General features: G+C 73.9%; 23 protein-coding genes. 2 read left to right on the top strand and 21 right to left on the bottom strand.

The window, feature by feature from the left end:
• Positions 1-117: 117 nt before the first annotated feature.
• From rpe to fmt, 3 genes are all read right to left on the bottom strand, one after another.
• Positions 118-792: a ribulose-phosphate 3-epimerase gene (gene rpe / locus RM590_RS14100; protein WP_311704872.1), complete on the bottom strand. Its 675-nt coding sequence runs from the start codon at positions 790-792 to the stop codon at positions 118-120.
• 43 nt (positions 793-835) lie between these two features.
• On the bottom strand, positions 836-2,248 hold the full coding sequence (locus tag RM590_RS14095) for an RsmB/NOP family class I SAM-dependent RNA methyltransferase (protein ID WP_311704871.1): 1,413 nt from the start codon (positions 2,246-2,248) through the stop codon (positions 836-838).
• A gap of 61 nt (positions 2,249-2,309) precedes the next feature.
• Positions 2,310-3,242 carry a methionyl-tRNA formyltransferase gene (fmt, locus tag RM590_RS14090; RefSeq protein ID WP_311704870.1) on the bottom strand — a complete coding sequence of 311 codons (933 nt, stop codon included), beginning with the start codon at positions 3,240-3,242 and terminating at the stop codon, positions 2,310-2,312.
• Positions 3,243-3,469: 227 nt separating this feature from the next.
• Here fmt and RM590_RS14085 point away from each other — a divergent pair, with 227 nt between their 5' ends.
• On the top strand, positions 3,470-3,982 hold the full coding sequence (locus RM590_RS14085; protein WP_311704869.1) for a hypothetical protein: 513 nt from the start codon (positions 3,470-3,472) through the stop codon (positions 3,980-3,982).
• 13 nt (positions 3,983-3,995) lie between these two features.
• On the opposite strand, the gene RM590_RS14080 is transcribed toward RM590_RS14085, so the two are convergent.
• The 14 genes from RM590_RS14080 to pyrR form a co-directional block, all read right to left on the bottom strand.
• Positions 3,996-6,125, bottom strand: coding sequence for a primosomal protein N' (locus tag RM590_RS14080; RefSeq protein WP_311704868.1), 2,130 nt, complete (start codon positions 6,123-6,125; stop codon positions 3,996-3,998).
• A gap of 56 nt (positions 6,126-6,181) precedes the next feature.
• The gene (metK, locus tag RM590_RS14075; protein ID WP_311704867.1) at positions 6,182-7,390 is read right to left on the bottom strand and encodes a methionine adenosyltransferase; all 1,209 of its coding nucleotides are present in this window, start codon (positions 7,388-7,390) and stop codon (positions 6,182-6,184) included.
• A 199-nt stretch (positions 7,391-7,589) separates the two neighbouring features.
• Positions 7,590-8,804, bottom strand: a complete 1,215-nt coding sequence (gene coaBC / locus RM590_RS14070) for a bifunctional phosphopantothenoylcysteine decarboxylase/phosphopantothenate--cysteine ligase CoaBC (protein WP_311704866.1) — start codon at positions 8,802-8,804, stop codon at positions 7,590-7,592.
• Between the two features lie 144 nt (positions 8,805-8,948).
• Positions 8,949-9,221 (bottom strand): DNA-directed RNA polymerase subunit omega, encoded by a 273-nt coding sequence (rpoZ, locus tag RM590_RS14065; protein WP_311704865.1) that lies wholly within the window; start codon positions 9,219-9,221, stop codon positions 8,949-8,951.
• 51 nt (positions 9,222-9,272) lie between these two features.
• Complete coding sequence (gmk, locus tag RM590_RS14060) at positions 9,273-9,824, bottom strand: guanylate kinase (RefSeq protein ID WP_311704864.1); 552 nt, start codon at positions 9,822-9,824, stop codon at positions 9,273-9,275.
• Positions 9,825-9,887: 63 nt separating this feature from the next.
• A complete protein-coding gene (locus RM590_RS14055) occupies positions 9,888-10,211 on the bottom strand; it encodes an integration host factor (protein ID WP_311704863.1) in 324 nt (107 codons plus the stop codon).
• 228 nt (positions 10,212-10,439) lie between these two features.
• Entirely contained in the window at positions 10,440-11,306 is an 867-nt protein-coding gene (gene pyrF, locus RM590_RS14050) for an orotidine-5'-phosphate decarboxylase (RefSeq protein ID WP_394813862.1), read from the bottom strand.
• Positions 11,303-12,421 (bottom strand): quinone-dependent dihydroorotate dehydrogenase, encoded by a 1,119-nt coding sequence (locus RM590_RS14045; RefSeq protein ID WP_311704862.1) that lies wholly within the window; start codon positions 12,419-12,421, stop codon positions 11,303-11,305. Before RM590_RS14045 ends, pyrF begins: the two co-directional genes overlap by 4 nt.
• 6 nt (positions 12,422-12,427) lie before the next feature.
• Entirely contained in the window at positions 12,428-15,739 is a 3,312-nt protein-coding gene (gene carB / locus RM590_RS14040; protein ID WP_311704861.1) for a carbamoyl-phosphate synthase large subunit, read from the bottom strand.
• A complete protein-coding gene (gene carA, locus RM590_RS14035) occupies positions 15,732-16,874 on the bottom strand; it encodes a glutamine-hydrolyzing carbamoyl-phosphate synthase small subunit (RefSeq protein ID WP_311704860.1) in 1,143 nt (380 codons plus the stop codon). Before carA ends, carB begins: the two co-directional genes overlap by 8 nt.
• The gene (locus RM590_RS14030) at positions 16,871-17,473 is read right to left on the bottom strand and encodes a PH-like domain-containing protein (RefSeq protein WP_311704859.1); all 603 of its coding nucleotides are present in this window, start codon (positions 17,471-17,473) and stop codon (positions 16,871-16,873) included. Before RM590_RS14030 ends, carA begins: the two co-directional genes overlap by 4 nt.
• Positions 17,470-18,765 carry a dihydroorotase gene (locus RM590_RS14025; RefSeq protein WP_311704858.1) on the bottom strand — a complete coding sequence of 432 codons (1,296 nt, stop codon included), beginning with the start codon at positions 18,763-18,765 and terminating at the stop codon, positions 17,470-17,472. Before RM590_RS14025 ends, RM590_RS14030 begins: the two co-directional genes overlap by 4 nt.
• The gene (locus RM590_RS14020; protein ID WP_311704857.1) at positions 18,762-19,751 is read right to left on the bottom strand and encodes an aspartate carbamoyltransferase catalytic subunit; all 990 of its coding nucleotides are present in this window, start codon (positions 19,749-19,751) and stop codon (positions 18,762-18,764) included. The genes RM590_RS14025 and RM590_RS14020 overlap by 4 nt, the downstream gene beginning before the upstream one ends.
• Before the next feature lie 59 nt (positions 19,752-19,810).
• On the bottom strand, positions 19,811-20,386 hold the full coding sequence (pyrR, locus tag RM590_RS14015; protein ID WP_311704856.1) for a bifunctional pyr operon transcriptional regulator/uracil phosphoribosyltransferase PyrR: 576 nt from the start codon (positions 20,384-20,386) through the stop codon (positions 19,811-19,813).
• 198 nt (positions 20,387-20,584) lie between these two features.
• Between pyrR and bldD the strand changes: the two genes are divergently transcribed.
• Positions 20,585-21,085 carry a transcriptional regulator BldD gene (bldD, locus tag RM590_RS14010; protein ID WP_077062573.1) on the top strand — a complete coding sequence of 167 codons (501 nt, stop codon included), beginning with the start codon at positions 20,585-20,587 and terminating at the stop codon, positions 21,083-21,085.
• Between the two features lie 71 nt (positions 21,086-21,156).
• Here bldD and nusB read toward each other — a convergent pair whose 3' ends face one another.
• The 4 genes from nusB to RM590_RS13990 all read right to left on the bottom strand — a co-directional run bounded on the left by nusB (position 21,157) and on the right by RM590_RS13990 (position 24,142).
• Positions 21,157-21,582, bottom strand: coding sequence for a transcription antitermination factor NusB (gene nusB / locus RM590_RS14005; protein ID WP_311704855.1), 426 nt, complete (start codon positions 21,580-21,582; stop codon positions 21,157-21,159).
• Between the two features lie 2 nt (positions 21,583-21,584).
• The gene (gene efp, locus RM590_RS14000) at positions 21,585-22,151 is read right to left on the bottom strand and encodes an elongation factor P (protein WP_311704854.1); all 567 of its coding nucleotides are present in this window, start codon (positions 22,149-22,151) and stop codon (positions 21,585-21,587) included.
• A gap of 69 nt (positions 22,152-22,220) precedes the next feature.
• Positions 22,221-23,333: a M24 family metallopeptidase gene (locus RM590_RS13995; protein ID WP_311704853.1), complete on the bottom strand. Its 1,113-nt coding sequence runs from the start codon at positions 23,331-23,333 to the stop codon at positions 22,221-22,223.
• Between the two features lie 65 nt (positions 23,334-23,398).
• Positions 23,399-24,142, bottom strand: a complete 744-nt coding sequence (locus tag RM590_RS13990) for an AAA family ATPase (RefSeq protein ID WP_394813861.1) — start codon at positions 24,140-24,142, stop codon at positions 23,399-23,401.
• Positions 24,143-24,204: the final 62 nt, after the last annotated feature.

The following is a 24,204-nucleotide window of genomic DNA, read 5'->3' as shown; positions in this document are numbered from 1 at the left end:
GTTCTACGCATTGTGTCCCCGCTCACGTCCTGCCGGTTCATCCTCGCAGATCCCCGTGGCCGCCGGTCCGGATCCCGCCGCCCGCGGCCCCGCGGGAACCGGATGGACGGCGGGAGTTCACCGGGATGTGGCGCGGGCCGCGGCCCGTTCGGCCCGGTCGCGCAGCGCGCCGACGGCGGCGGCCGGGTCCTCCGCGCCGTAGACGGCCGATCCGGCGACGAACACGTCGGCCCCGGCCTCCGCGCAGCGCTCGATGGTGGCCGCCGAGACGCCGCCGTCCACCTGGAGCCACAGGGCGAGGCCGTGCCGGTCGATGAGCTGCCGGGTGCGGCGGATCTTGGGCAGCATGATGTCCAGGAACGCCTGCCCGCCGAAGCCCGGCTCCACGGTCATGATCAGCACCATGTCCAGCTCGGGCAGCAGGTCCTCGTACGGCTCGATCGGGGTGGCCGGTCGCAGCGCCAGCGAGGCGCGCGCGCCCTTGGCCCGGATCTCGCGCGCCAGCCGGACGGGCGCGGCGGCGGCCTCGGCGTGGAACGTGACCGACCCCGCGCCCGCCTCCGCGTAGGCCGGCGCCCAGCGGTCCGGGTCCTCGATCATCAAGTGGCAGTCCAGCGGGGTGTCCGTGGCCTTGCGCAGCGACTCGACGACCGGCAGACCGATCGTCAGGTTTGGCACGAAGTGGTTGTCCATGACGTCGACGTGCAGCCAGTCGGCACCCTCGACGGCCCGGGCCTCCTCGGCGAGGCGGGCGAAGTCGGCGGACAGGATGCTGGGGTTGATCTGAGCCATGGCCCCCAGTATTCAGCATGCGATCAACGGCCCCGCCGGGGCGTCAGGTGCGCCGCAGCAGCGCCAGGTACATCGCGTCGGTGCCGTGCAGATGCGGCCAGAGCTGGATGTCCGGGCCGTCGCCCAGGTCCGGCACCCCGGGCAGCAGCGGGCGGGCGTCGATCCACTCGGCGCCGATGCCGTCCAGCCGCTTCAGCACGTCCGCGACGACCAGCCGGGTCTCGGCCAGATGCGGCGAGCAGGTGGCGTAGCCGACGACCCCGCCGGGCCGGGCGGCGGCCAACGCCCCGCGCAACAGCTCGCGTTGCAGGGAGGTCAGGGAGTCCAGGTCCTCCGGGCGGCGCCGCCAGCGGGCCTCCGGGCGGCGGCGCAGCGCGCCCAGCCCGGTGCAGGGAACGTCCACCAGGACCCGGTCGAAGCTGCCCGGCCGCCAGGCAGGGCGGGTGCCGTCCGCGACGACGACCTGGGCCGGGCCCGGGTTGTCCGCCAGGGCGCGGGCCACCAGCCGGGCCCGGTGCGGCTGCTTCTCGGCGGCCACCAGCGCGGCGCCCCGTTCCGCCGCGAGCGCGCCGAGCAGCGCGGCCTTGCCGCCGGGGCCGGCGCAGCCGTCCAGCCAGCGGGTGTCGCCGCCGGTCAGCGGCGCGTTGGCCAGCGCGAGGGCGACCAGTTGGCTGCCCTCGTCCTGCACCCCGGCCCGCCCCTCGCGGACGGCGTCGAGCGCGCCCGGCTCGCCGCCCTCCGCCAGCCGCGCCGCGTAGGGCGACCAGCGGCCCGGCTCGGCTGGACCGCTCGCCACGAGCTCGGCCACGGTGGACCGGCCGGGGCGGGCGGCCAGCGTCACCCGGGGCCGCTCGTTGTCCGCGGCGAGCAGGCTCTCGATGTCCTCCCGGCCGCCGCCCAGCGCGTCCCACAGCGCGGAGACGACCCAGCGCGGGTGGGCGTGCACCAGGCCCAGATACCGCTCGGGGTCCTCGTCGTAGGGCGGCGCGAGGTGCGTCAGCCAGCCGTCCAGGTCCCGGGCGGCGACCCGGCGCAGCACGGCGTTCACGAACTTGGCGCGCCCGTCGCCCAGCACGCAGCGGGCCAGCTCGACGGAGGCGCTGACGGCCGCGTGGCTGGGGATGCGGGTGCCCAGCAACTGGTGCGCGCCCAGCGAGAGCACGTCCAGCACGGGCGGGTCCACCTCGCGCAGCGGCCGGTCCACGCACTCGGCGAGCACCGCGTCATAGGTGCCCTGCCGGCGCAGCGTGCCGTAGACCAGCTCGGTGGCCAGCGCCGCGTCGCGGCTGTCGAACGTGCCGTCCGCCCGGGCCCTGGCCAGCATGGGCGGCAGCACGAGGTTGGCGTAGGCGCCGCGCTCGTCCACCGCGCGCAGCGCGTCGAAGGCGAGGATCCGGACCGGGTCCCGGCGGGGACGGCGGTAGGGCCTGGCAGGGCGGCGCGGCCGGTTGCTCACGTGCTGGTCAACTCCGGGTGGTACGGGACGGGTGCTGTCCAAGCCTACGGCGGGACGGCGCTCAGGCACCCAGCCGCTCCCCCGGCGCGACACGCACGCCCCGCGCCCAGTCGGCGGCCCGCATCGGCTTGCGGCCCTGCGGCTGCACCCACACCAGCTCCACGGCGTGCGAACCGGTCCCGACGTGCACCGACTGCTTGCCGGCGGCGAGTTCACCGGCGGCCAGGCCGGTGCGGTCGGGGGCCAGGGCGGTCTGGCGGAGCTTCAGCCGCTCGCCCCGGAAGACGGTCCAGGCGCCGGGCGCGGGCGTGCAGGCGCGGACCTGGCGGTGCACGCGCAGCGCGGGCGCCGTCCAGTCGACGGCGGCGTCCTCGACGGTGAGCTTCGGCGCCGTGCTGACGCCCTCCGGTGGCTGCGGCCGGGGCACCAGCGTGCCGTCCTCGATCCCGTCCATGGTGGCGACCAGCAGCCCGGCGCCGGCCAGCGCGAGCCGGGTGAGCAGGTCGCCGCTGGTGTCGTCGGGGCGGATCTGCTCGGTCAGCACGCCGTAGACCGGGCCGGAGTCCAGCCCCTCCTCGATGAGGAACGTGCTGGCGCCGGTCACCTCGTCGCCGGCCAGCACCGCGTGCTGCACGGGCGCGGCGCCGCGCCAGGCGGGGAGGAGCGAGAAGTGCAGGTTCACCCAGCCGTGCCGGGGGATGTCCAGGGCGGCCCGGGGCAGCAGCGCGCCATAGGCCACGACCGGGCAGCAGTCGGGGGCGATCTCGGTGAGCCGGGCCAGGAAGTCCGGATCGCGCGGGCGGGCGGGCCGCAGGATCTCGATCCCCGCCTCGGCGGCCCGCTCGGCCACCGGGCTGGCGACCAGCCGGCGCCCGCGGCCGGCGGGCGCGTCGGGCCGGGTGACGACGGCGACGACCTCGTGCCGGTCGGCGGCGAGCAGGGCGTCCAGGGCGGGCACGGCGACCTCGGGCGTGCCGGCGAAGACGAGCCTCATCGTGCGGGTGTCACCTCTCGGTCGGGTGTCGGGAGCGGCTCGCAAGTCTACGTTCACCGGGGGACGGGCGCCGTGAGGGGCGTACAGCTCCCCGTGCGCCCCGATGAGTTGACGATGCGCTCCCACAGCGTTACCCCGACCGTGGCTGGCGCGTTGGTCAAGGCAGATTGACCGCTACGGGCCGATTTCGGGCCCGCTTCCTTGACGCCGGTTCGAGAGGCTTGTTCATGGCCGACCACGCCACCCCTGACGCTCAGGCACGGGCCAGCCTGCACCTGCTGGTGCGGGACATCGAGCGGGTCCGCCGTCAGGTGGACGCGCTGCGCACGCTGACCGCACAGCTCGGCAACGTCTACCGTCCGCGCCGCACCGGCCCGTCGGCCGGTTTCGTGGTGTACGGGCGCGCCCCGGCCCCGACGGTCCGGCTCGCTCAGGAGCTCCGGGACAGTGTGGAGGCCCTGGTGACGGCCGCGGTGGACTTCGACCGCTCCCTCGGCTTCTCGTGGGACGCGGTGGGCTCCGCCCTCGGCGTCACCAAGCAGGCCGTGCACCGCCGCTACGGCACGCGGCGGCCGACGGCCGCCGCCCAGCCGCCCGCCGCGCGCGAGGTGGCCCACCCGGAGCCGGCCGGGCCACCGCCGCCCGTCCTGCCGGCGGCCCGCGCGGTGACCGGCCGTCCCGCGCCGCCGGGCCAGGGCGAGTCCCGGCCGGGCGCGTTCCCCGGGCAGCGCAGCGGCTGACCGCGCCGGCCGGTCAGCCGATGTCCGGCGGATCGATGCGCACGCGCGCCCAGGGGCCCTCGCGCCGGGCGAGCCGGGCGGCCTGCGCGGTCTTCAGGGCGGCGGCCAGCGCGGTGCCGCTGCCGGGCGGCACCCGGATCAGGGCCCGCTCCCACCGCTCCCCCGGCGGGGGATCGCCGGTGCGGCGGGGGCGGCCCGGCTCGCCGACGGGCAGCGGCACCGGGCCCAGGGTCTCGGCGCTGTCCGGGAGGGCGGCGGCGCGCAGCAGTCCCTCGACCGCCTCGGGCGGGCCGCTGACGGCCGCCATCCGGGAGACCGGCGGAAAGCCGAGGGACGCCCGGTCGGTCAGCTCGCGGCGCGCGTGACCGGCGGGGTCCCAGCGCACCAGAGACTGCACCGGGCGCAGCGTCGGCTCGGCGAGCACGACGACGGTGCCGCCGTCGTCCCCCGGGCGGACCAGCGCGGCGGCGTCCAGCCAGCGGCGCAGCGCCTCCTCGCTGGCGCGCAGATCGGGGCGGCCGAGCAGGGCCCAGCCGTCCAGCAGCAGCGCGGCCGCGTAGCCGGGCCCCTCCGGCACGGGCTCCGCGCCGGGGGTGCTGACGACGAGCGCCGGCCGGTCCGGGACGGTGTCCAGGATGTGGTCGCGGCCCGAGGTCCGGACGGGCACGGCGGGGAACGCGCGGCCCAGCTCCTCGGCGGTGCGGCGGGCCCCGACGACGACGGCCCGCAGCCGCGCTCCCCCGCACTCCGCGCAGTGCCAGTCGGGCTCCTCGGTGCCGCACCAGCCGCAGCGCAGCGTCTCCTCGGCGCCCACCGAGGCCAGCGGCCCGTGGCAGCGCCCACAGCGGGCGGGGGTGCGGCAGCGCGCGCAGGCCAGCCGGGGCGCGTATCCCCGGCGGGGCACCTGAACGAGCACCGGGCCCCGGGCCAGTCCGTCGCGCAGCACCCCCCAGGCCAGGGTGGGCAGCCGGGCGGAACGGGCCGCCTCGTCGCGCGCCTCGTCGTCGTCGCCGACGGTGCGGATCAGCGGCGCGGTGGCGCGGACGGTCTCCCGGCCGGCGGCCAGCGGGCGGGCCCAGCCGGACTCGACGAGCTGCGCGGCCTCGGCGGTCAGCGCGTGCCCGCCGATCAGCACCGCCGCGTTCTCCTGGGTGGCGCGCAGCAGCAGCACCTCGCGGGCGTGCGGGTGCGGGGCGCGGTCGTCGCGATGGGCGGCGTCCCCGTCGTCCCAGATGGCGGCCAGCCCGAGGTCGCGCACCGGGGCGAACATGGCCGCACGGGTGCCGACGACCCCCCGGACCGCGCCCCGGCTGATCGCCAGCCAGCGCCGGTACCGCGCCTCGGGGCCGGCGTCGGCGGTCAGCAGCACATGGTGGTCGCGGCCGGTGAGCGCGGCGAGCGCGGCGTCGACACGGGCGGCGGCGCGCCCGTCCGGCAGCACGGCCAGGGCGCCGCGCCCGGCGGCCAGCGTGGTCGCCAGGGCCCGGGCCAGCTCCTCGGGCCAGCCGGGGCCGGGCAGCGCGGACCACACGGCGCGCGGGGCGGCGCCGCGGGCGAGCGCGTCCAGGAATCCCGGGCCGTGCGGATAACGCGCCCAGCCGCCGGGGCCCGGGGCCGGGAGCGCGCCGCCCGGGGCGGGCGAGGGCGCGCGCTCGGCGCGCGCCATCCGGGGCGGCACCGCGAGGGAGACGACGTCGGCCAGCGCCCCGGCGTAGCGGTCGGCGACGGCGCGGCACAGCCGCAGCAGCCCGGGGTCCAGGACCCGCTCGGTGGAGAGGACCTGGGCCAGCGGCGCCAGCACCCCGGGGAAGTCGCTGTCGGCGCGGCGCTCGACGATGAAGCCGTTGATCAGCCGGCCGCCCTCGCGGCGGCCCTCCCGCTGGCCGGCGCCGAAGCGCACCCGGACCCGGACGCCGGGCTGAGCCTCGGCGTCCATGGCCGCGGGCACGGCGTAGTCGAAGTAACGGTCGAGGTGGACCAGGCCCTTGTCGACGAGGACCCGGGCCACCGGCAGCCCCCCGGCAAGCGCCGCGCCGCGCCAGGTGCGTGGCCTGGCGCGGGCGGTGGACCCGCGGCGCGCGGCCTCCCGGAGCAGCGCCAACTGCTCACCGGTCCGCTCGCCGCCCGACTGTGCCTCGCCCACGGGGCCAGTACATCAAACGGGTCGGACACCCGGCGCCCCTCCCGGGGCGCCGGCCGTCAGGCTCCGGCGGCGGCGCGCAGGGCGTCGACGCGGTCGGTGCGCTCCCAGGTGAAGTCCGGCAGCTCGCGGCCGAAGTGCCCGTAGGCGGCGGTCTGGGCGTAGATGGGCCGCAGCAGGTCCAGGTCGCGGATGATCGCGGCCGGGCGCAGGTCGAAGACCTCGGTGATGGCCTGCTCGATCCGCTCCACCGGCACGCTGGCGGTGCCGAAGGTCTCCACGAAGAGACCGACCGGCTCCGCCTTCCCAATGGCGTAGGCGACCTGGACCTCGCAGCGCCGGGCCAGGCCCGCGGCCACCACGTTCTTCGCCACCCAGCGCATCGCGTACGCCGCGGAGCGGTCCACCTTGGAGGGGTCCTTGCCGGAGAACGCGCCGCCGCCGTGCCGGGCCATCCCGCCGTAGGTGTCGATGATGATCTTCCGGCCGGTCAGCCCCGCGTCACCCATGGGACCGCCGATCTCGAACCGGCCCGTCGGGTTGACCAGCAGCCGGTACCCGTCGGTATCCAGCTTGATGCCCTCGTCCGTCAGCAGCTTCAGCTCCGCCTCGACGACGAACTCCCGGATGTCGGGCGCCAGAAGAGAGTCCAGGTCGATGTCGGACGCGTGCTGGCTGGAGACCACCACGGTGTCCAGCCGGGCGGCCTTGTCGCCGTCGTATTCGATGGTGACCTGCGTCTTGCCGTCCGGGCGCAGATAGGGGATGGTGCCGTTGCGCCGGACCTCGGAGAGGCGGTGCGAGAGGCGGTGGGCGAGCCGGATGGGCAGCGGCATCAGCTCGGGCGTCTCGTCGCAGGCGTAGCCGAACATCAGGCCCTGGTCCCCGGCGCCCTGCCGGTCCAGCTCGTCGTCGTCACCCTCGACCCGCGCCTCGTACGCGGCGTCCACACCCTGCGCGATGTCCGGCGACTGCGCGCCGATCGACACCGACACTCCACAGGAGGCCCCGTCGAAGCCCTTCTTGGAGGAGTCGTAGCCGATCTCCAGGATCTTGTTGCGCACCAGGGTGGCGACCGGGGCGTAGGCCTTGGTGGTGACCTCGCCGGCCACATGGACCAGGCCCGTGGTGATCAAGGTCTCCACGGCGACGCGGGAGGAGGGGTCCTCCTTCAGCAGCGCGTCGAGAATGGTGTCGCTGATCTGGTCGGCGATCTTGTCGGGGTGACCCTCGGTCACGGACTCCGAGGTGAAGAGACGGCGGGACACATCGCTCCCTTGGTTGCAGCGGCTGCTGACTGAATCACCGGCGACCGCCCACGTCGGGGCCGGGTCGGCGCCAGTGTATCCGGCTCTGGTCCGCGTGGACCCCGGCGATCACCGGCCCCACACGGCTTCAGGAGGACAACAGTAACGGGACCCGCTCCACTCCGGGTAGAGGCGGCCCGCACTCCGAGACGTTTGTGCCTCAACCCGCCGCGGACCAGCGCCGCGTCACCGCGTCCCAGACGCGATCGGCCAGCGCCTCCTTGGGGCCGTGCGGAACGGGCGTCTCGCCGCCGTCCGCCGCCAGGATCACGGCCTCGTTCTCCTCGGTCCCGAAGGCGCGGTCCTCCCCCACCTGGTTGACCACGAGAATGTCGCAGCCCTTGCGGGCGAGCTTGGCCTGGCCGTTGGCCAGCACGTTCTCGGTCTCCGCGGCGAAGCCGACCACGACCTGGCCCGCTGCCCGGCCGGCCGAGAGCTCGGCCAGGATGTCCGGGTTGCGGACGAGGACGACGGGCTCCGGGTCCCGGCCCTCCACCTTCTTGATCTTCTGCCCGGCGCGGTCGGCTGGCCGGAAGTCGGCCACCGCCGCCGCCATCACCACCGCGTCGGCGTCCGCGGCGGCCTTGAGGACGGCGTCCCGCAGTTCCTCGGCGGTGCCCACCCGGCGGACCTCGGCCCCGGCCGGGTCGGGCAGCTCGCTGTTGGCGGAGAGGAGGGTGACCCGGGCGCCGCGGGCCACGGCGGTGCGGGCCAGGGCGTAACCCTGCTTGCCCGAGGAGCGGTTGCCCAGGAACCGGACCGGGTCCAGCGGCTCGCGGGTGCCCCCGGCGGTGACCACCACGTGCCGCCCCGCGAGGTCCGGGACGAGGGCGCCGGCACCGGTGGCCAGCACGCGGCGGCACACCTCGAAGATCGCGTCGGGGTCGGGCAGCCGGCCCTTGCCGGTGTCCGCGCCGGTCAGCCGGCCCTCGGCGGGCTCCAGCACGAGGGACCCGCGGCGGCGCAGGGTGGCGACGTTCTCCCGGGTGGCGGGGTGCTCCCACATCTCCGTGTGCATGGCGGGCACGAAGACCACCGGGCACCGGGCGGTGAGCAGGACGTTGGTCAGCAGGTCGTCGGCCCGGCCGCCGGCCGCCCGCGCCAGCACGTCGGCGGTGGCGGGGGCGATGACGACGAGGTCCGCGCGCTGGCCGAGGCGGACGTGCGGCACCTCGTGGACATCCTCCCAGACCTCGGTGGCCACCGGGGCGCCGGAGAGCGCGGCCCAGGTGGCGGCGCCGACGAAACGGAGGGCGGAGGCGGTCGGCACGACCCGGACCTCGTGCCCGGACTCGGTGAACAGCCGCAGCAGCTCGCATGCCTTGTAGGCGGCGATCCCGCCGCCCACGCCGAGGACGACCCTGGGCCGCTCCATCGAATGTCCCCTTCCGTCTCCCGCCGCTTCCTCGGTGCCCCACCGGGGAAGGCCATCCTGCCGCACAACGGTCACGGGCCCGGCGGCGCCGCCCCGTCGGGGGTCTCGGCGCCGCCGGGCCCGTGATTCACGATGCCGTGGCCGCTACTCCGTGGGGCCCTCGACGGCCTCGGAGGTCAGCAGGCCCGCGTTGATCTCGCGGAGCGCGATGGAGAGCGGCTTCTCGTGCACGTGGGTGTCCACGAGCGGGCCGACGTACTCCAGCAGACCCTCGCCGAGCTGCGAGTAGTACGCGTTGATCTGGCGCGCGCGCTTGGCGGCGTAGATCACCAGGCTGTACTTCGAGTCGGTCGCCTCGAGCAGCTCGTCGATCGGCGGGTTGATGATGCCCTCGGGCGTGGTGATGGAAGAGGACACGCTCTGCCTTCCGCTGGATGTCTCGGGAATTACCGCATTTCAACCGGATGGTCAACGAATCAAGGCTAGCAGCTCGGCGGCGACGTCCTCGACCGAGGTGTTGACCAGGGTGACGTCGAACTCCGGCTCGGCCGCCAGCTCCGTCCTGGCCACGGCGAGCCGCCGTTCCACCACCTCGGGCGGCTCGGTGCCCCGGCCCGTGAGCCGGCGGACCAGCTCCTCCCAGCTCGGCGGCGCGAGGAATACCAGCCGGGCGTCCGGCATGGAGTCGCGCACCAGCCGGGCGCCCTGGAGGTCGATCTCCAGCAGCACGGGAACGCCCGCGTCGAGGTGGTCCAGCACGGCACGACGCGGGGTCCCGTAGCGATGCCCGGCGAACTCCGCCCATTCGAGCAGTTCGCCGTTGGCGATCAGCTTGTCGAACTCCTCGTCGTCCACGAAGAAGTAGTGCACGCCGTGCCGCTCGCCGGGGCGCGGCCTGCGCGTCGTGGCCGAGACGGACAGCCACACCTCCGGGTGGGCTTTTCGCAGATGGGCGACGACCGTGCTCTTGCCGACCCCGGAGGGGCCGGAGAGCACGGTCAGTCGCGGACGATCGGTCATGCGGCGATTATCCCGCTTCCCGTGACGACCGCGACAACGTGGTCCACGAGAGGCGGAAGCGGCTCAGGCGGTACCGGTGCCGAACTCGCGCTCAAGGGCCGCGATCTGGTTGGTGCCGAGGCCGCGGACCCGGCGGCTCTCGGAGATACCGAGCCGCTCCATGATCTGGCGGGCCCGGACCTTGCCGACGCCAGGCATCGACTCCAGCAGCGCACTGACCTTCATCTTGCCGATGACATCGTTCTCCTGGCCCTGCTTGATGACCTCGTGCAGCGAGGCGCCGGAGTGCTTGAGCCGATTCTTGACCTCGGCGCGCTCCCGGCGAGCCGCGGCTGCCTTCTCAAGCGCGGCTGCGCGCTGTTCAGGGGTTAGGGGCGGAAGAGCCACGCCTACGTCACCTCGGGTGTCGAACTGTCGGATACGGAACGGTGAGGAACCTAGTAGGCCCGCACCGGTGGAGCAACGAGCAACGCGCTCGGGGCTCGCTCTCGACGGAGACTAGCGGCCACCGCCGCAATAAGTCAGGGAGAATCGACAAAAAGTCCAGGTCAGCCTTGGAGTGTCGGCGACATGTCCGACATATCCCCTCGGTCGCCACCTCCCGGCCACGGCCCGTTACCCTCCGGAACCGATGAATCGGGCGATCTCGCCGACCTCGCGTTCCACCGCGGCACGCAGTGCCGCCGGATTGGGGCCGTGCCGCAGAACTCCCCTGCTGGCGCTGGGCAGTACGTTGCCCACGGCGTCCCCGAAGACGCGCGGCAGGTCCGCCGCGGTGGCCCCCTGGGCGCCCAGCCCCGGGGCGAGCAGCGGCCCGTTGATGTCCAGGTCCACGCCGGCCTCGCCGATCGTCGCGCCGACCACGGCGCCGAAGGAACCCAGCGGCCGGGCCCCGGCGTTCTCCGCCATGAGACGGTCCAGCACCGTCTGAGCGAGCGGCGTGCCCGCGGCGGTGGTGGCCCGCTGGATCTCCGCGCCCTCGGGGTTGGAGGTGAGGGCCAGCACGAAGACGCCGGCGCCGCCGGCGCGCGCCAGGTCGAGCGCCGGGCGCAGCGAGCCGTAGCCGAGGTAGGGGCTGAGGGTGACCGCGTCGGAGAACAGCGGGGCGCCCTTGTCGAGGAACGCGCCGGCGTAGGCGGCCATCGTGGAGCCGATGTCGCCGCGCTTGGCGTCCATCACCACCAGGGCGCCGGCCGCGCGGGCGTCGGCGACGGCCCGCTCCAGCACGGCGATGCCGCGCGAGCCGAACCGCTCGAAGAACGCCGACTGCGGCTTCAGCACGGCCACCCGGTCGGCGAGGGCGTCCACCACGGTGCGCGTGAAGCGCTCCAGGCCGCCGATGTCGTCGGACAGGCCCCACTCGGCGAGCAGCGCGGCGTGCGGGTCGATGCCGACGCACAACTGTCCGCGCTCGTCCATGGCGCGGCGCAGCCGGGCGCCGAAGGGCTCGGGGGCGCCGGTGGGCGCGTCTGCTCCGGTCACGCGGCTTCTTCCTTCCTGGCGTCGGCGCCGACGGCGTCGGCGAGCGTGGTGTGCGGACTGGCGGCCAGCCGCAGGGCCAGATCGCGGTGGACCGAGCGGGTCCAGGACGGGCCGGCGTAGATGAACCCGCTGTAGCCCTGCACGAGGGTGGCCCCGGCCAGCACGCGCTCCCAGACGTCGTCCCCGGTTTCCACGCCGCCCACGCCGACCAGCGTGAGCCGGTCGCCGACGCGGGCGTACAGGCGGCGCAGGACGGCCAGCGACCGGTCCCGCAGGGGGGCGCCGGACAGGCCGCCCGCGCCGGCCGCCGCCACGGCCGCCGGGTCGGAGGCCAGGCCGTCGCGGGCGATGGTGGTGTTGGTCGCGACGATGCCGTCCAGGCCCGCCTCGACGGCGAGGTCGGCGACGGCGTCGATGTCCTCGTCGGCGAGGTCGGGGGCGATCTTGACCAGCAGCGGCACGCGGCGCTCGGGAACGGCGCGGTCGGCCGCCGCGCGGACGGCGGCGAGCAGCGGGCGCAGCCGCTCGGCGGCCTGGAGGTCGCGCAGGCCCGGGGTGTTGGGCGAGGAGACGTTGACCACCAGGTAGTCGGCGTGCCGGGCCAGGCGCTCGGTGGAGGCGACGTAGTCGGCGACGGACTCCGATTCGGGGACGGCCTTGGTCTTGCCGATGTTGACGCCCACCACCACGCCGCGCCGGCCGGTGGTCCGGGCCAGCCGGGCGGCGACGGCGGCCGAGCCGTCGTTGTTGAAGCCCATGCGGTTGACCAGGGCGCGGTCCCGGGGCAGCCGGAACAGGCGCGGCAGCGGGTTCCCCGGCTGGGGCCGGGCGGTGACGGTGCCGATCTCGACGAAGTCGAAGCCGAGCGCGGCGAGCCCGTCGACGCCGACCGCGTTCTTGTCGAAGCCCGCGGCCAGGCCGAACGGCCCGGGCAGGTCCAGCCCGAGGGCGGTGACGCGCAGCTCCGGGTGCGCCGGGGCGAACGCGGCGCGCACCACGGCGCGCAGGCCGGGCACCCGGGCGGCCAGCCGGATCAGGCCGAACGCGAGGCGGTGCGCCCGCTCCGCGTCCAGCCGGCGCAGCACGCCGGAGAACAGCAGTCCGTAGGGAGACATGGCGGCTCAGCCCTCCCTGGCGGCGGTGAGCTCGCGCGCGTGGTCTTGGAGCGAACGCACGCTCACCTCCCCGCGGTTGAGCGCGTCGATGCCCTGCACCGCGGCCGACAGCGCCTGCACCGTGGTCAGGCAGGGCACGCCGCGGGCCACCGCGGCGGTGCGGATCTCGTAGCCGTCGAGGCGTCCGCTGGTGCCGTAGGGCGTGTTGACGATGAGGTCGACGAGGCCGTCGTGGATGAGCTGGACGATGGTCGGCTCGCCGTTCGGCCCCTGGCCCTCACCCTGCTTGCGCACCACGGTGGCGTTGATGCCGTTGCGCTTGAGAACCTCGGCGGTCCCGGAGGTGGCCAGCAGCTCGAAACCGTGCTCCACCAGCGCGCGGGCCGGGAAGATCATGGCGCGCTTGTCGCGGTTGGCCACGGAGACGAACGCCCGTCCCTTGGTGGGCAGCGCGCCGTAGGCGCCGGCCTGGGACTTGGCGTAGGCCGTGCCGAACACCGAGTCGATGCCCATGACTTCGCCGGTGGAACGCATCTCCGGGCCCAGCACGGTGTCCACGCCGCGCCCGTGCACGTCGCGGAAGCGGGACCACGGCATCACGGCCTCCTTAACGGAGATCGGCGCGGTGAGCGGCAGGGTGCCGCCGTCGCCCCGGGCCGGGAGCAGGCCCTCCTCGCGCAGCCCGGCGATCGTCGCACCGAGCGAGACGCGGGCGGCGGCCTTGGCCAGCGGCACGGCGGTGGCCTTGGAGGTGAACGGGACGGTGCGGGAGGCGCGGGGGTTGGCCTCCAGCACGTAGAGGATGTCGCCGGCCAGCGCGAACTGGATGTTGATCAGGCCGCGCACGCCGACCCCGCGCGCGATGGCCTCGGTGGAGGCGCGCAGCCGTTTGATGTCGTATCCGCCCAGGGTGATCGGGGGCAGCGCGCAGGCGGAGTCGCCGGAGTGGATGCCGGCCTCCTCGATGTGCTCCATCACGCCGCCGAGGTAGAGCTCGTGGCCGTCGTAGAGCGCGTCGACGTCGATCTCGATGGCGTCGTCGAGGAACCGGTCGATCAGGACCGGGTGTTCGGAGATGAGCCCGGCGTGGTGGACCAGGTAGTCGGCCAGCGAGGGCTCGTCGTAGACGATGCGCATGCCGCGTCCGCCGAGGACGTAGCTGGGCCGGACCATGACCGGGTAGCCGATGCCCGCGGCGATGGCCTTGGCCTCGTCGAACGAGAACGCGGTGCCGTACTTGGGCGCGGGCAGGCCGGCCTCGGCGAGCACCCGGCCGAACGCGCCGCGCTCCTCGGCGAGGTCGATCGCCTCGGGCGAGGTGCCGACGATGGGCACGCCGTTGTCCTTGAGGGCCTGGGCCAGGCCCAGCGGGGTCTGGCCGCCGAGCTGCACCAGGACGCCGGCGACGGGCCCGGCCTGGGTCTCGGCGTGCACGATCTCCAGGACGTCCTCCAGGGTGAGCGGCTCGAAGTAGAGCCGGTCGGAGGTGTCGTAGTCGGTGGACACGGTCTCCGGGTTGCAGTTGACCATCACGGTCTCGTAGCCGGCCTCGCTCAGCGCGAAGCAGGCGTGGACGCAGGAGTAGTCGAACTCGATGCCCTGGCCGATGCGGTTGGGGCCGGAGCCCAGGATGATCACGGCCGGCTTCTCGCGCGGGGTGACCTCGGTCTCCTCGTCGTAGGAGGAGTACAGGTACGGGGTGCGGGCGGCGAATTCGGCGGCGCAGGTGTCCACCGTCTTGTAGACGGGGCGCACGCCCAGCGCGTGCCTGACCTCGCGGATGACGTCCTCGCGCAGGCCCCGGATGCCGGCGATCTGGGCGTCGGAGAAGCCGTGCCGCTTCGCGGTGGCGAGCAGGTCCGGGGAGAGCAGGTCCGCGGCGGCCAGCTCGTCGGCGATCTCCTTGATGAGGAAGAGCTGGTCGACGAACCAGGGGTCGATCCGGGTGGCCCCGAAGACCTCATCGGGGGTGGCTCCGGCGCGGATGGCGGCCATCACCGTGTTGAGCCGGCCGTCGGTGGGCACGCGGGCGCGGTCCAGCAGCGCGTCCTTGTCGCCGGGGTCGCCGGTGAAGTCGAACTGGGAGCCCTTCTTCTCCAGCGAGCGCAGCGCCTTGTTGAGCGCCTCGGTGAAGTTCCGCCCGATGGCCATGGCCTCGCCGACGGACTTCATGGTGGTGGTGAGCGACGGGTCCGCGGCGGGGAACTTCTCGAACGCGAACCGCGGCACCTTGACCACCACATAGTCGAGGGTGGGCTCGAAGGACGCGGGGGTCTGCTCGGTGATGTCGTTCGGGATCTCGTCCAGGGTGTAGCCGATGGCGAGCCGCGCGGCGATCTTCGCGATCGGGAAGCCGGTGGCCTTGGACGCCAGCGCGGAGGAGCGGGAGACGCGCGGGTTCATCTCGATGACGATGACGCGGCCGTCGTCCGGGTTGACCGCGAACTGGATGTTGCAGCCGCCGGTGTCCACGCCGACCTCGCGGATGACGGCGATGCCGATGTCCCGCAGGACCTGGTACTCGCGGTCGGTGAGGGTCATCGCGGGCGCGACGGTGATGGAGTCCCCGGTGTGCACGCCCATCGGGTCCAGGTTCTCGATGGAGCAGACGACCACCACGTTGTCGTTCCGGTCGCGCATCAGCTCCAGCTCGTACTCCTTCCAGCCGAGGATCGACTCCTCCAGGAGCACCTCGGTGGTCGGCGACAGGGTCAGCCCCTGGCCGGCGATGCGGCGCAGTTCGTTCTCGTCGTGCGCGAAGCCGGAGCCCGCGCCGCCCATGGTGAACGAGGGCCGCACGACGACCGGGTACCCGCCGAGCTCGGCGACGCCCGCCAGGACGTCGTCCATGGAGTGGCAGATCACGGAACGGGCCGACTCACCGTGCCCGATCCGCTCGCGGACGGCGGCCACGACCTCCTTGAACTGGTCGCGGTCCTCGCCCTTGCGGATCGCCGCGATGTTGGCGCCGATCAGCTCGACGCCGTAGGCCTCCAGCGTGCCAGCCTCGTGCAGGGCGACCGCGGCGTTGAGCGCGGTCTGGCCGCCCAGGGTGGGCAGCAGCGCGTCGGGGCGCTCCTTGGCGATGATCTTCTCGACGAACTCCGGGGTGATCGGCTCCACATAGGTGGCGTCGGCGATCTCCGGGTCGGTCATGATCGTCGCCGGGTTGGAGTTGACCAGGATGACGCGCAGCCCCTCGGCCTTGAGCACGCGGCACGCCTGGGTGCCGGAGTAGTCGAACTCGGCGGCCTGGCCGATGACGATCGGGCCGGAGCCGATGACCAGGACGGACTGGATATCGGTGCGCTTAGGCACGCTGGCCCTCCATCAGTGCGGCGAAGCGGTCGAACAGGTAGGCGGCGTCGTGCGGGCCGGCCGCCGCCTCGGGGTGGTACTGGACGCTGAAGGCCGGGCGGTCGAGCAGCCGCAGCCCCTCGACGACGTCGTCGTTGAGGCAGACGTGGGAGACCTCCACCCGTCCGTGCGGTGTCTCGGTGGCGCCCTCCAGCGGGGCGTCCACGGCGAAGCCGTGGTTGTGCGCGGTGACCTCGACGCGGCCGGTGGCCAGGTCCTTCACCGGCTGGTTGATGCCGCGGTGGCCGTACTTGAGCTTGAACGTGCCGAAGCCGAGGGCCCGGCCGAGGATCTGGTTGCCGAAGCAGATGCCGAACAGCGGGGTGCCGCGCTCCAGCACGCCGCCCATCAGGTCGACGGGGTGGTCGGCGGCGGCCGGGTCGCCGGGGCCGTTGGAGAAGAAGACGCCGTCCGGCGAGGAGGCGTACACCTCGTCCAGGGAGGCGGTGGCGGGCAGCACATGGACCTCGATGCCGCGCTCGGCCATCCGCTGCGGGGTCATGCCCTTGATGCCGAGGTCGACCGCGGCCACGGTGAACCGCTTGCGCCCGATGGCGGGCACGACGTACGGCTCGGTGGTGGCGACCTCGGCGGCCAGGTCGGCGCCGGTCATCACGGGCGCGGAGCGCACGCGCGTCAGCAGCGTCTCCGTGTCGCTCAGCGCGGCGCCGGAGAAGATGCCCGCGCGCATGGCGCCGCGCTCGCGCAGGTGCCGGGTGAGGGCGCGGGTGTCCACGCCGCTGATGCCGACGACGCCCTGCGCGGCCAGCTCCTCGTCGAGGGAGCGCACCGAGCGCCAGTTGGAGGGCACCCGGGCGGGGTCGCGGACGACGTAGCCGGCGACCCAGATGCGGCGTGACTCGGGGTCCTCGTCGTTGACGCCGGTGTTGCCGATGTGCGGCGCGGTCATCACGACCACCTGCCGGTGGTACGACGGGTCGGTGAGCGTCTCCTGGTAACCGGTCATGCCGGTGGCGAACACCGCCTCGCCGAAGGTCTCGCCGACGGCACCGTAGGCCCGGCCGCCGAAGACGCGGCCGTCCTCCAGTACCAGCACGGCGGAGGCCGTGGCGCCGTTCACTGCGGCGGTGGTCATCGTGCACCTTCCTTGCGGGTCTCGCTGGTGGTGGAGCCGTCGAACGGGGAGAACGGGCCGAGCGCCTCGACCCAGGCGGCGTGCCCGGCGGCGTCGTCCGAGCGGAAGCCGGAGTCCAGCAGCCGGTCGCCGTGCGCCCAAGTGATCACCAGCAGGCCGCCCTCGGTGAGGACCTTGCCGGCGATGCCCTTGTCCAGGCGGGCGCCGCGGATGCTGTCGGCCGGGATGAGGAAGTCGGCCGCGCCCGGGCGCAGCACGGTGACGCCCTCGTCGGTCAGGGCCAGCTCGGCGCGGCTCCGGGCGCCGAGGCCATGGGCGACGATGCGGTCCAGCCACTGACCCGCGGTGGTGGTGCCGTGGTAGCGGCCGGCGAACCGCAGCCGCGGCTCGGCGGCCGTGCCGGGCACGGCGGGCAGCTCGGGCAGGTCGCCCTGGAGGGTGGCCCGCCACTTCCAGCCCTCGCGCATCAGCCAGTAGACCAGGGCGACGAAGAGCAGCAGCCCGACGACCCAGCCGATGCGGGCGGCCCAGTCGGTGACCTCCTGGGAGCGCCGTTCGGTCCCGCCCTCGGCCAGGACGTGCAGCAGCGTGGTCGTCATACGAGCTCACCGTCCCGGACCGTGGCGCGGCCGCGCAGGAAGGTGTGGGTCACCCGGCCCGGCAGCTCGCGGCCCCGGTAGGGGGAGTTGCGGCTGCGGGAGGCGAAGGCCGCGGGGTCGACGACCGCGCGGTGGGCGGGGTCGAGCAGCGTCAGGTTCGCCGGCTCGCCGGCGGCGATGGGGCGGCCCTGGCCGGTGAGGCGGCCGATGGCGGCCGGCCGGATGGACATGCGGTCGGCGACCGCGGCCCAGTCGAGCAGCCCGGTGTCCACCATCGTGTGCTGGACGACGGAGAGCGCGGTCTCCAGGCCCACCATCCCCATGGCCGCGGCGCCCCACTCGCAGTCCTTGTCCTCGTGCGGGTGCGGGGCATGGTCGGTGGCCACACAGTCGATGGTGCCGTCGGCCAGCGCCTCGCGCAGCGCGAGCACGTCGGTCTCGGTGCGCAGCGGCGGGTTGACCTTGTAGACCGGGTCGTAGGAACGCACCAGGTCGTCGGTCAGCAGCAGGTGGTGCGGGGTGACCTCGGCGGTCACCTGCCAGCCCTTGGACTTGGCCCAGCGGACCAGCTCCACCGAGCCGGCGGTGCTCAGGTGGCAGATGTGCACCCGGGAACCGACGTGCGCGGCCAGCAGCACGTCGCGGGCGATGATCGACTCCTCGGCGACGGCGGGCCAGCCGGCCAGGCCCAGCTCGGCGGAGACGACGCCCTCGTTCATCTGGGCGCCCTCGGTGAGCCGGGGCTCCTGGGCGTGCTGGGCGATCACGCCGTCGAACGCCTTCACGTACTCCAACGCGCGCCGCATGATCACGGCGTCGTCGACGCACTTGCCGTCGTCGGAGAAGACCACGACACCGGCCGCCGAGTCGTGCATGGCGCCCAGCTCGGCGAGCTGCTTGCCGCCCAGGCCCACGGTGACGGCACCGACCGGCTGGACGTCGCAGTACCCGGACTCCGCGCCCAGCCGCCAGACCTGCTCGACGACGCCGGCGGTGTCGGCGACGGGGAAGGTGTTGGCCATGGCGTGCACGGCGGTGAAGCCGCCGGCCGCGGCGGCGCGGGTGCCGGTGAGGACGGTCTCGGAGTCCTCCCGGCCCGGCTCGCGCAGGTGGGTGTGCAGGTCCACCAGGCCGGGCAGCAGGACGCGGCCGTCGGCCTCGACGACGGTCGCGCCGTCGGCCGGCAGCCCGGCGCCGGCCTCGGCGATCGTCTCGCCGTCGATCAGGACGTCCCGGGGCGCCCCGCCGAGGATCCTGGCGCCTCGGATCAGGGTCCGCTGGGTCTGGCTCATGCTGGCAGTCCGTTCTCCTGGGTGCGGGTGGTGACGGCGGGCCCGGCGCCGCCGAGCAGCAGGTACAGGACGGCCATCCGGACGCTGACACCGCCGGAGACCTGCTCCACGGCGGTGCAGCGGGACGAGTCGGCGACCTCGGCGGTGATCTCCATGCCGCGGTTCATCGGGCCCGGGTGCATCACGATGGCGTGCTCGGGCATCCGGGCCATCCGGTCGCCGTCCAGCCCGTAGCGCCGGGCGTATTCGCGCTCGGTCGGAAAGTAGGCGGCGTTCATCCGCTCGCGCTGGACCCGCAGCATCATCACGGCGTCGGACTTCGCCAGCACGGCGTCGAGGTCGTAGGACACCTCGCAGGGCCAGTGGGAGATGCCGATCGGCAGCAGGGTGGGCGGCGCGACAACGGTGACCTCGGCGCCCAGCGTGGTGAGCAGATGGACGTTCGAACGGGCCACCCGGCTGTGCAGGATGTCGCCGACGATCGTGACGCGGCGGCCGGCCAGGTCCGCGCCGGCGCCGCCGTGCGGGCCACCGACCAGGCGGCGGCGCAGGGTGAACGCGTCCAGCAGCGCCTGGGTGGGGTGCTCGTGGGTGCCGTCACCGGCGTTGACCACGCAGGCGCCGATCCACTCGGAGGTGGCGAGGCGGTGCGGGGCGCCGGAGTCGTGGTGGCGGATCACGACCGCGTCGGCGCCCATGGCCTCCAGGGTGAGCGCGGTGTCCTTCAGCGACTCGCCCTTGGAGACGGACGAGCCCTTCGCCGAGAAGTTGATCACATCCGCGGACAGGCGCTTGGCCGCGGCCTCGAACGAGATGCGGGTGCGCGTGGAGTCCTCGAAGAAGAGGTTCACGACGGTACGGCCGCGCAGGGTCGGCAGTTTCTTGATCGGCCGGTCGGCGACGCGGGCGAGCTCCTCGGCGGTGTCGAGGACCAGGACGGCGTCGTCACGGGTGAGATCGGTGGCCGAGATGAGATGGCGCTTCATCTGGTGCCTTCCGTGGGTCAAGGGAAGCGTGCTGGCGTGCGGGGAGGGCTCGGCGGGCGCTAGCACTCACCGGCCGGGGCGTGGTCGCGCACGCCGAGCAGCACGCCGTCGCGGCCGTCCTCCTCGATGAGCAGCACCTTGACCGTCTCCCGCAGCGAGGTGGGGATGTTCTTTCCGACGTAGTCGGCCCGGATGGGCAGCTCGCGGTGGCCGCGGTCGACGAGGACCGCGAGCTGCACGGCGCGCGGCCGGCCGATGTCGTTGAGCGCGTCGAGCGCGGCCCGGATGGTGCGGCCGGAGAACAGCACGTCGTCGACGAGTACGACGAGCCCGCCGTCGATGCCGTCACCGGGGATGTCGGTGCGTGCCAGCGCGCGCGCCGGGCGCAGCCGCAGGTCGTCCCGGTACATGGTGATGTCCAGGGAGCCGACGGGCACCGGGTGGCCGGTGATCTCGCGCAGCTTGGCGGCCAGCCGCCGGGCCAGGAAGACCCCACGGGTCGGAATGCCGAGAAGCACCACGTCGTCGGCGCCCTTGGCGCGTTCGACGATTTCGTGGGCGATGCGGGTCAGTGCCCGCGCAATGTCCGGCGCCTCCAGGACGGAGCGGGCCGGCGCCGGGTGTGATGAGTCCATCGAAAGAGGACCTCCTTCCCCGCCTCACGGGACGGGCCTTAAAGGACGTCTGGTAGATCCGGCCCGACGATACCAGGGACCTCGGCACGCTGCGCATTCTCCCAGGTCAGGGGCCGACTGCCGGGCCCCGGCTTGACGGGACATATTACGCTGCGTAACCTCACAGTGAGTTACGAAGTAGCCGTTCCGGGGAGACACATGTCCAGCGAATACGCCAAACAGCTCGGGGCCAAGCTCCGCGCCATCCGCACCCAGCAGGGTCTGTCGCTCCATGGGGTCGAGGAGAAGTCGCAGGGCCGCTGGAAGGCGGTCGTCGTCGGCTCCTACGAGCGCGGCGACCGAGCCGTGACCGTGCAGCGCCTCGCGGAGCTGGCGGACTTCTACGGGGTCCCGGTGCAGGAGCTGCTGCCCGGCTCGACCCCCGGGGGTGCCGCCGAGCCGCCGCCGAAGCTCGTGCTCGACCTGGAGCGCCTCGCGCACGTGCCGAGCGAGAAGGCCGGGCCTCTGCAGCGCTACACCGCGACAATCCAGAGTCAGCGCGGTGACTACAACGGCAAGGTGCTGTCGATCCGGCAGGACGACCTGCGCACGCTGGCCGTCATCTACGACCAGTCGCCCTCGGTGCTGACCGAGCAGCTCATCAGCTGGGGTGTGCTGGGCGCGGACGCGCGCCGTGCGGTGCAGGCGGAAGAGGGCTGATGTGGCACGCCCCCGGCCCGGGGTGACCCGGGACCGGGGGCGTCTCGCTCCGGCCCGCGCCGGAGGAGGTGTCAGCGGCGGAGCGTCGGCTTGAGGTCCTTCAGCCGGCCGAGCAGTCCGTTGACGAACGCCGGCGAGTCGTCCGTGGAGAACTCCTTGGCGAGCTGCACGGCCTCGTCCAGCACCACCGCGTCGGGCGTGCCGTCCTGCCAGATCAGCTCGAAGGTGGCCATCCGCAGGATGTTGCGGTCCACGACCGGCATGCGGTCCAGCGGCCAGCTCACCGTGTACTGGGAGATCAGCTCGTCGATGCGCTCGGCATGCCCGGCGTAGCCCTCGACCAGCTCGCGGGTGTACTCGCTGACCGGCGGCTGACGGTCGTCGGTCCGGGCGAGCCGGACCCAGTCAGCAAGGACCTCCGTCGTCGGGACGCCACGCTGATCGGCCTCGAAGAAAATCTGTAGGGCGCGTTTACGGGCCTTGCTGCGAGCAGACACGGTTAGCTGGTCACCCGGCCAAGGTAGTCGCCGGAGCGGGTGTCGACCTTGATCTTCTCGCCGGTCGTGATGAACAGCGGGACGCCGATCTCGTAGCCGGTCTCCAGCCGCGCGGGCTTGGTGCCACCGGTGGACCGGTCACCCTGCACGCCCGGCTCGGTGTACTCCACGACCAGCTCGACGGCGGCCGGGAGTTCCACGAACAGCGGGTTCTCCTCGTGGATGGCCACGGTGCAGTCCTGGCCCTCCAGCAGGTAGTTGGCCGCGTCGCCCACGGTCTCCGGGTTGACGTAGAGCTGGTCGTACGTCTCGGTGTCCATGAAGACGAAGTCGACACCGTCCTTGTAGGAGAACTGCATCCCCCGCCGGTCCACGGTGGCCGTGTCGACCTTGGTCCCGGCGTTGAAGGTCCGGTCCACCACCTTGCCGGAGAGTACGTTCTTGAGCTTGGTGCGCACGAAGGCGCCGCCCTTGCCGGGCTTGACGTGCTGGAACTCGACAACGGACCACAACTGGCCCCCGTCGAGCTTCAGCACCATGCCGTTCTTCAGGTCGTTCGTGGTGGCCACGGTCGCGGAATCTCCTACCAACTGCGTACTGAGGTGACCGCGGTCCCCCCGCGCCGCCCACGGCAGGGCCTAAAGGGCGAGGAGCTCCTTGGTCGTGATGGTGAGTAGCTCGGGCCCGCCGTCCGCCGGTGAGCGGACGACGAGTGTGTCGTCGATCCGGACACCGCCCCGGCCGGGAAGATGCACCCCTGGCTCGACGGTGACCGGCACGCAAGGGCCAAGTCTACCCATGGCCGCGGGTGCCAACCGAGGGTCCTCCCCGATTTCCAGCCCGACGCCGTGCCCGGTGACCGGTCCGAGCGCCGTGCCGTGCCCCGCGGCGGCCAGCACCTCGCGCGCCGCGCGGTCCACCGCCCGGTACTCGGTGCCCGGCGCCAGCGCCTCCCGCGCCGCCCGCTGCGCGGCGAAGACGACCTCGTACAGCTCGATCTGCCAGTCGGCCGGGCTGGTGCCGATCACGAACGTCCGGCCGATCTGGCAGCGGTAGCCGCGGAACCGCGCGCCCAGCCGCACGGTGAGGAAGTCGCCCTCCTCCACCCGGCGGTCGCTGGGCCGGTGGCCGGCCAGGCCCGAGTGGCTGCCGGTGGCGACCGAGGTGGGGAACGCCGGGCCGTCCGCGCCGTGGTCCACCAGACGGCGCTCCAGCTCCAGGGCGAGATGGCGCTCGGTGCGGCCGACCAGGATCGACTCCAGCAGCTCGCCCAGCGCCCGGTCGGTGATCTCGGCGGCGACGCGCAGCGCCGCGATCTCGTCCTCGTCCTTCACCAGCCGCTGCCGCTCCACCGCGCAGTCCAGGTCGGTGAGCCGCAACCCCGGAGCGCCCGCGGCCAGGGCCCGGTGCCGGGCGACCGTCAGATGGTGCTCCTCGACGGCGACGGCCTCGGCGCCGCCCTCCGCGGCGAGCGCGACGGCCGTCACGGCCGGGTCGGTGTCGCCCTCCAGCGCCACCCGGCGCAGGCCGTCGTCGTCCGCGGGGCGCGGTCCGGCCGGATCGCCCGCCGGGTCCCAGTGGCCGACCAGCACGTCACCGCCGGAGTGGCCGACCAGCAGCACCGCCTGGGCGGGCGCGGAACCGGCCAGATAACGGACGTTGGCCGGCCGGGAGACGAGGGCGGCCACGCTGCCCGCTGACGAGCAGCGGGCCCGCAGCCGTGCCCTCCGGGCCGCGTGTACCTCGGACATGGACCGAGCCTACGCACCGCGGCTCCATTCGGCCGCCTGAACGGGTCCGGACGAGCGGACCCCGGTCACCACTGGGCGGGACTGGTGAGGCTGTGGGCCACCGCGTCGTCGAGCATCCGGGCGGTCGTGGCGACGTCGTGCCGCGAGTTGTCGATGATGGGCAGGCCGGAGCCGTACCAGCCGGCCATCCGGCCGTGTATCGTCGCCACCTCCTCGTCGGAGAGGCGCCGGGTCCCGGTGCGGGCGGCGTTCCGCTCGAGGACGACGTCGAGCCCGGGCAGCAGGACGACGGGGATCAGGCCCGGTCCCACGTGCCGCTTCCAGCCGCCGAGGCCCACGGCGGGCCGGTCGGGGAAGACGGCGTCGTCGAGGATGCAGGAGATGCCGTTGGCCAGGAAGTTCCGCGCGGCGAAGCCACAGGTGCGGCGCGCCAGCCGGTACTGGGCCTCGGAGCGGTCGTCCCAGCCGGAGCGCGGGTCGGCGAACCCCGAGCGGACCCACTCCCGCACGTCGTCCAGGCTGATGTGCGCGGTCGGCACCGGGCGCCGCTCCGCCCAGAAGCGGGCGACGGTCGTCTTGCCCGCCCCGGCCGGCCCGATCAGCAGCACCGCCACCCCGGCGTGCGACACGTCCGGCTGCGCGGTCCCGGGGGCGGGTGCCGGCGCTGGCACCGAGCCGCCGGGCGGCAGTTGGAGGTACCCGGCAGTCCCACCGTCGAGCGGCGCCGGAGGCGGCACGGGCATCCCACCGGGCTGTTGCATCCGCTCCCCACCTACGTCTTCTCCGCGCACGGCACCCGGCTCGTGCATCCCTTCGGGCCTGAAACACCGTACCCGGTCGGCCCCGCATCGGGTGAACGAGTGGCGCGGCC

This window comes from Streptomyces litchfieldiae, from assembly GCF_031845365.1.
Classification (GTDB): Bacteria; Actinomycetota; Actinomycetes; order Streptomycetales; family Streptomycetaceae; genus Streptomyces; species Streptomyces litchfieldiae.
Note: the sequence above shows the minus strand (reverse complement) of the source record. Positions and strands in the feature narration are given on the sequence as shown.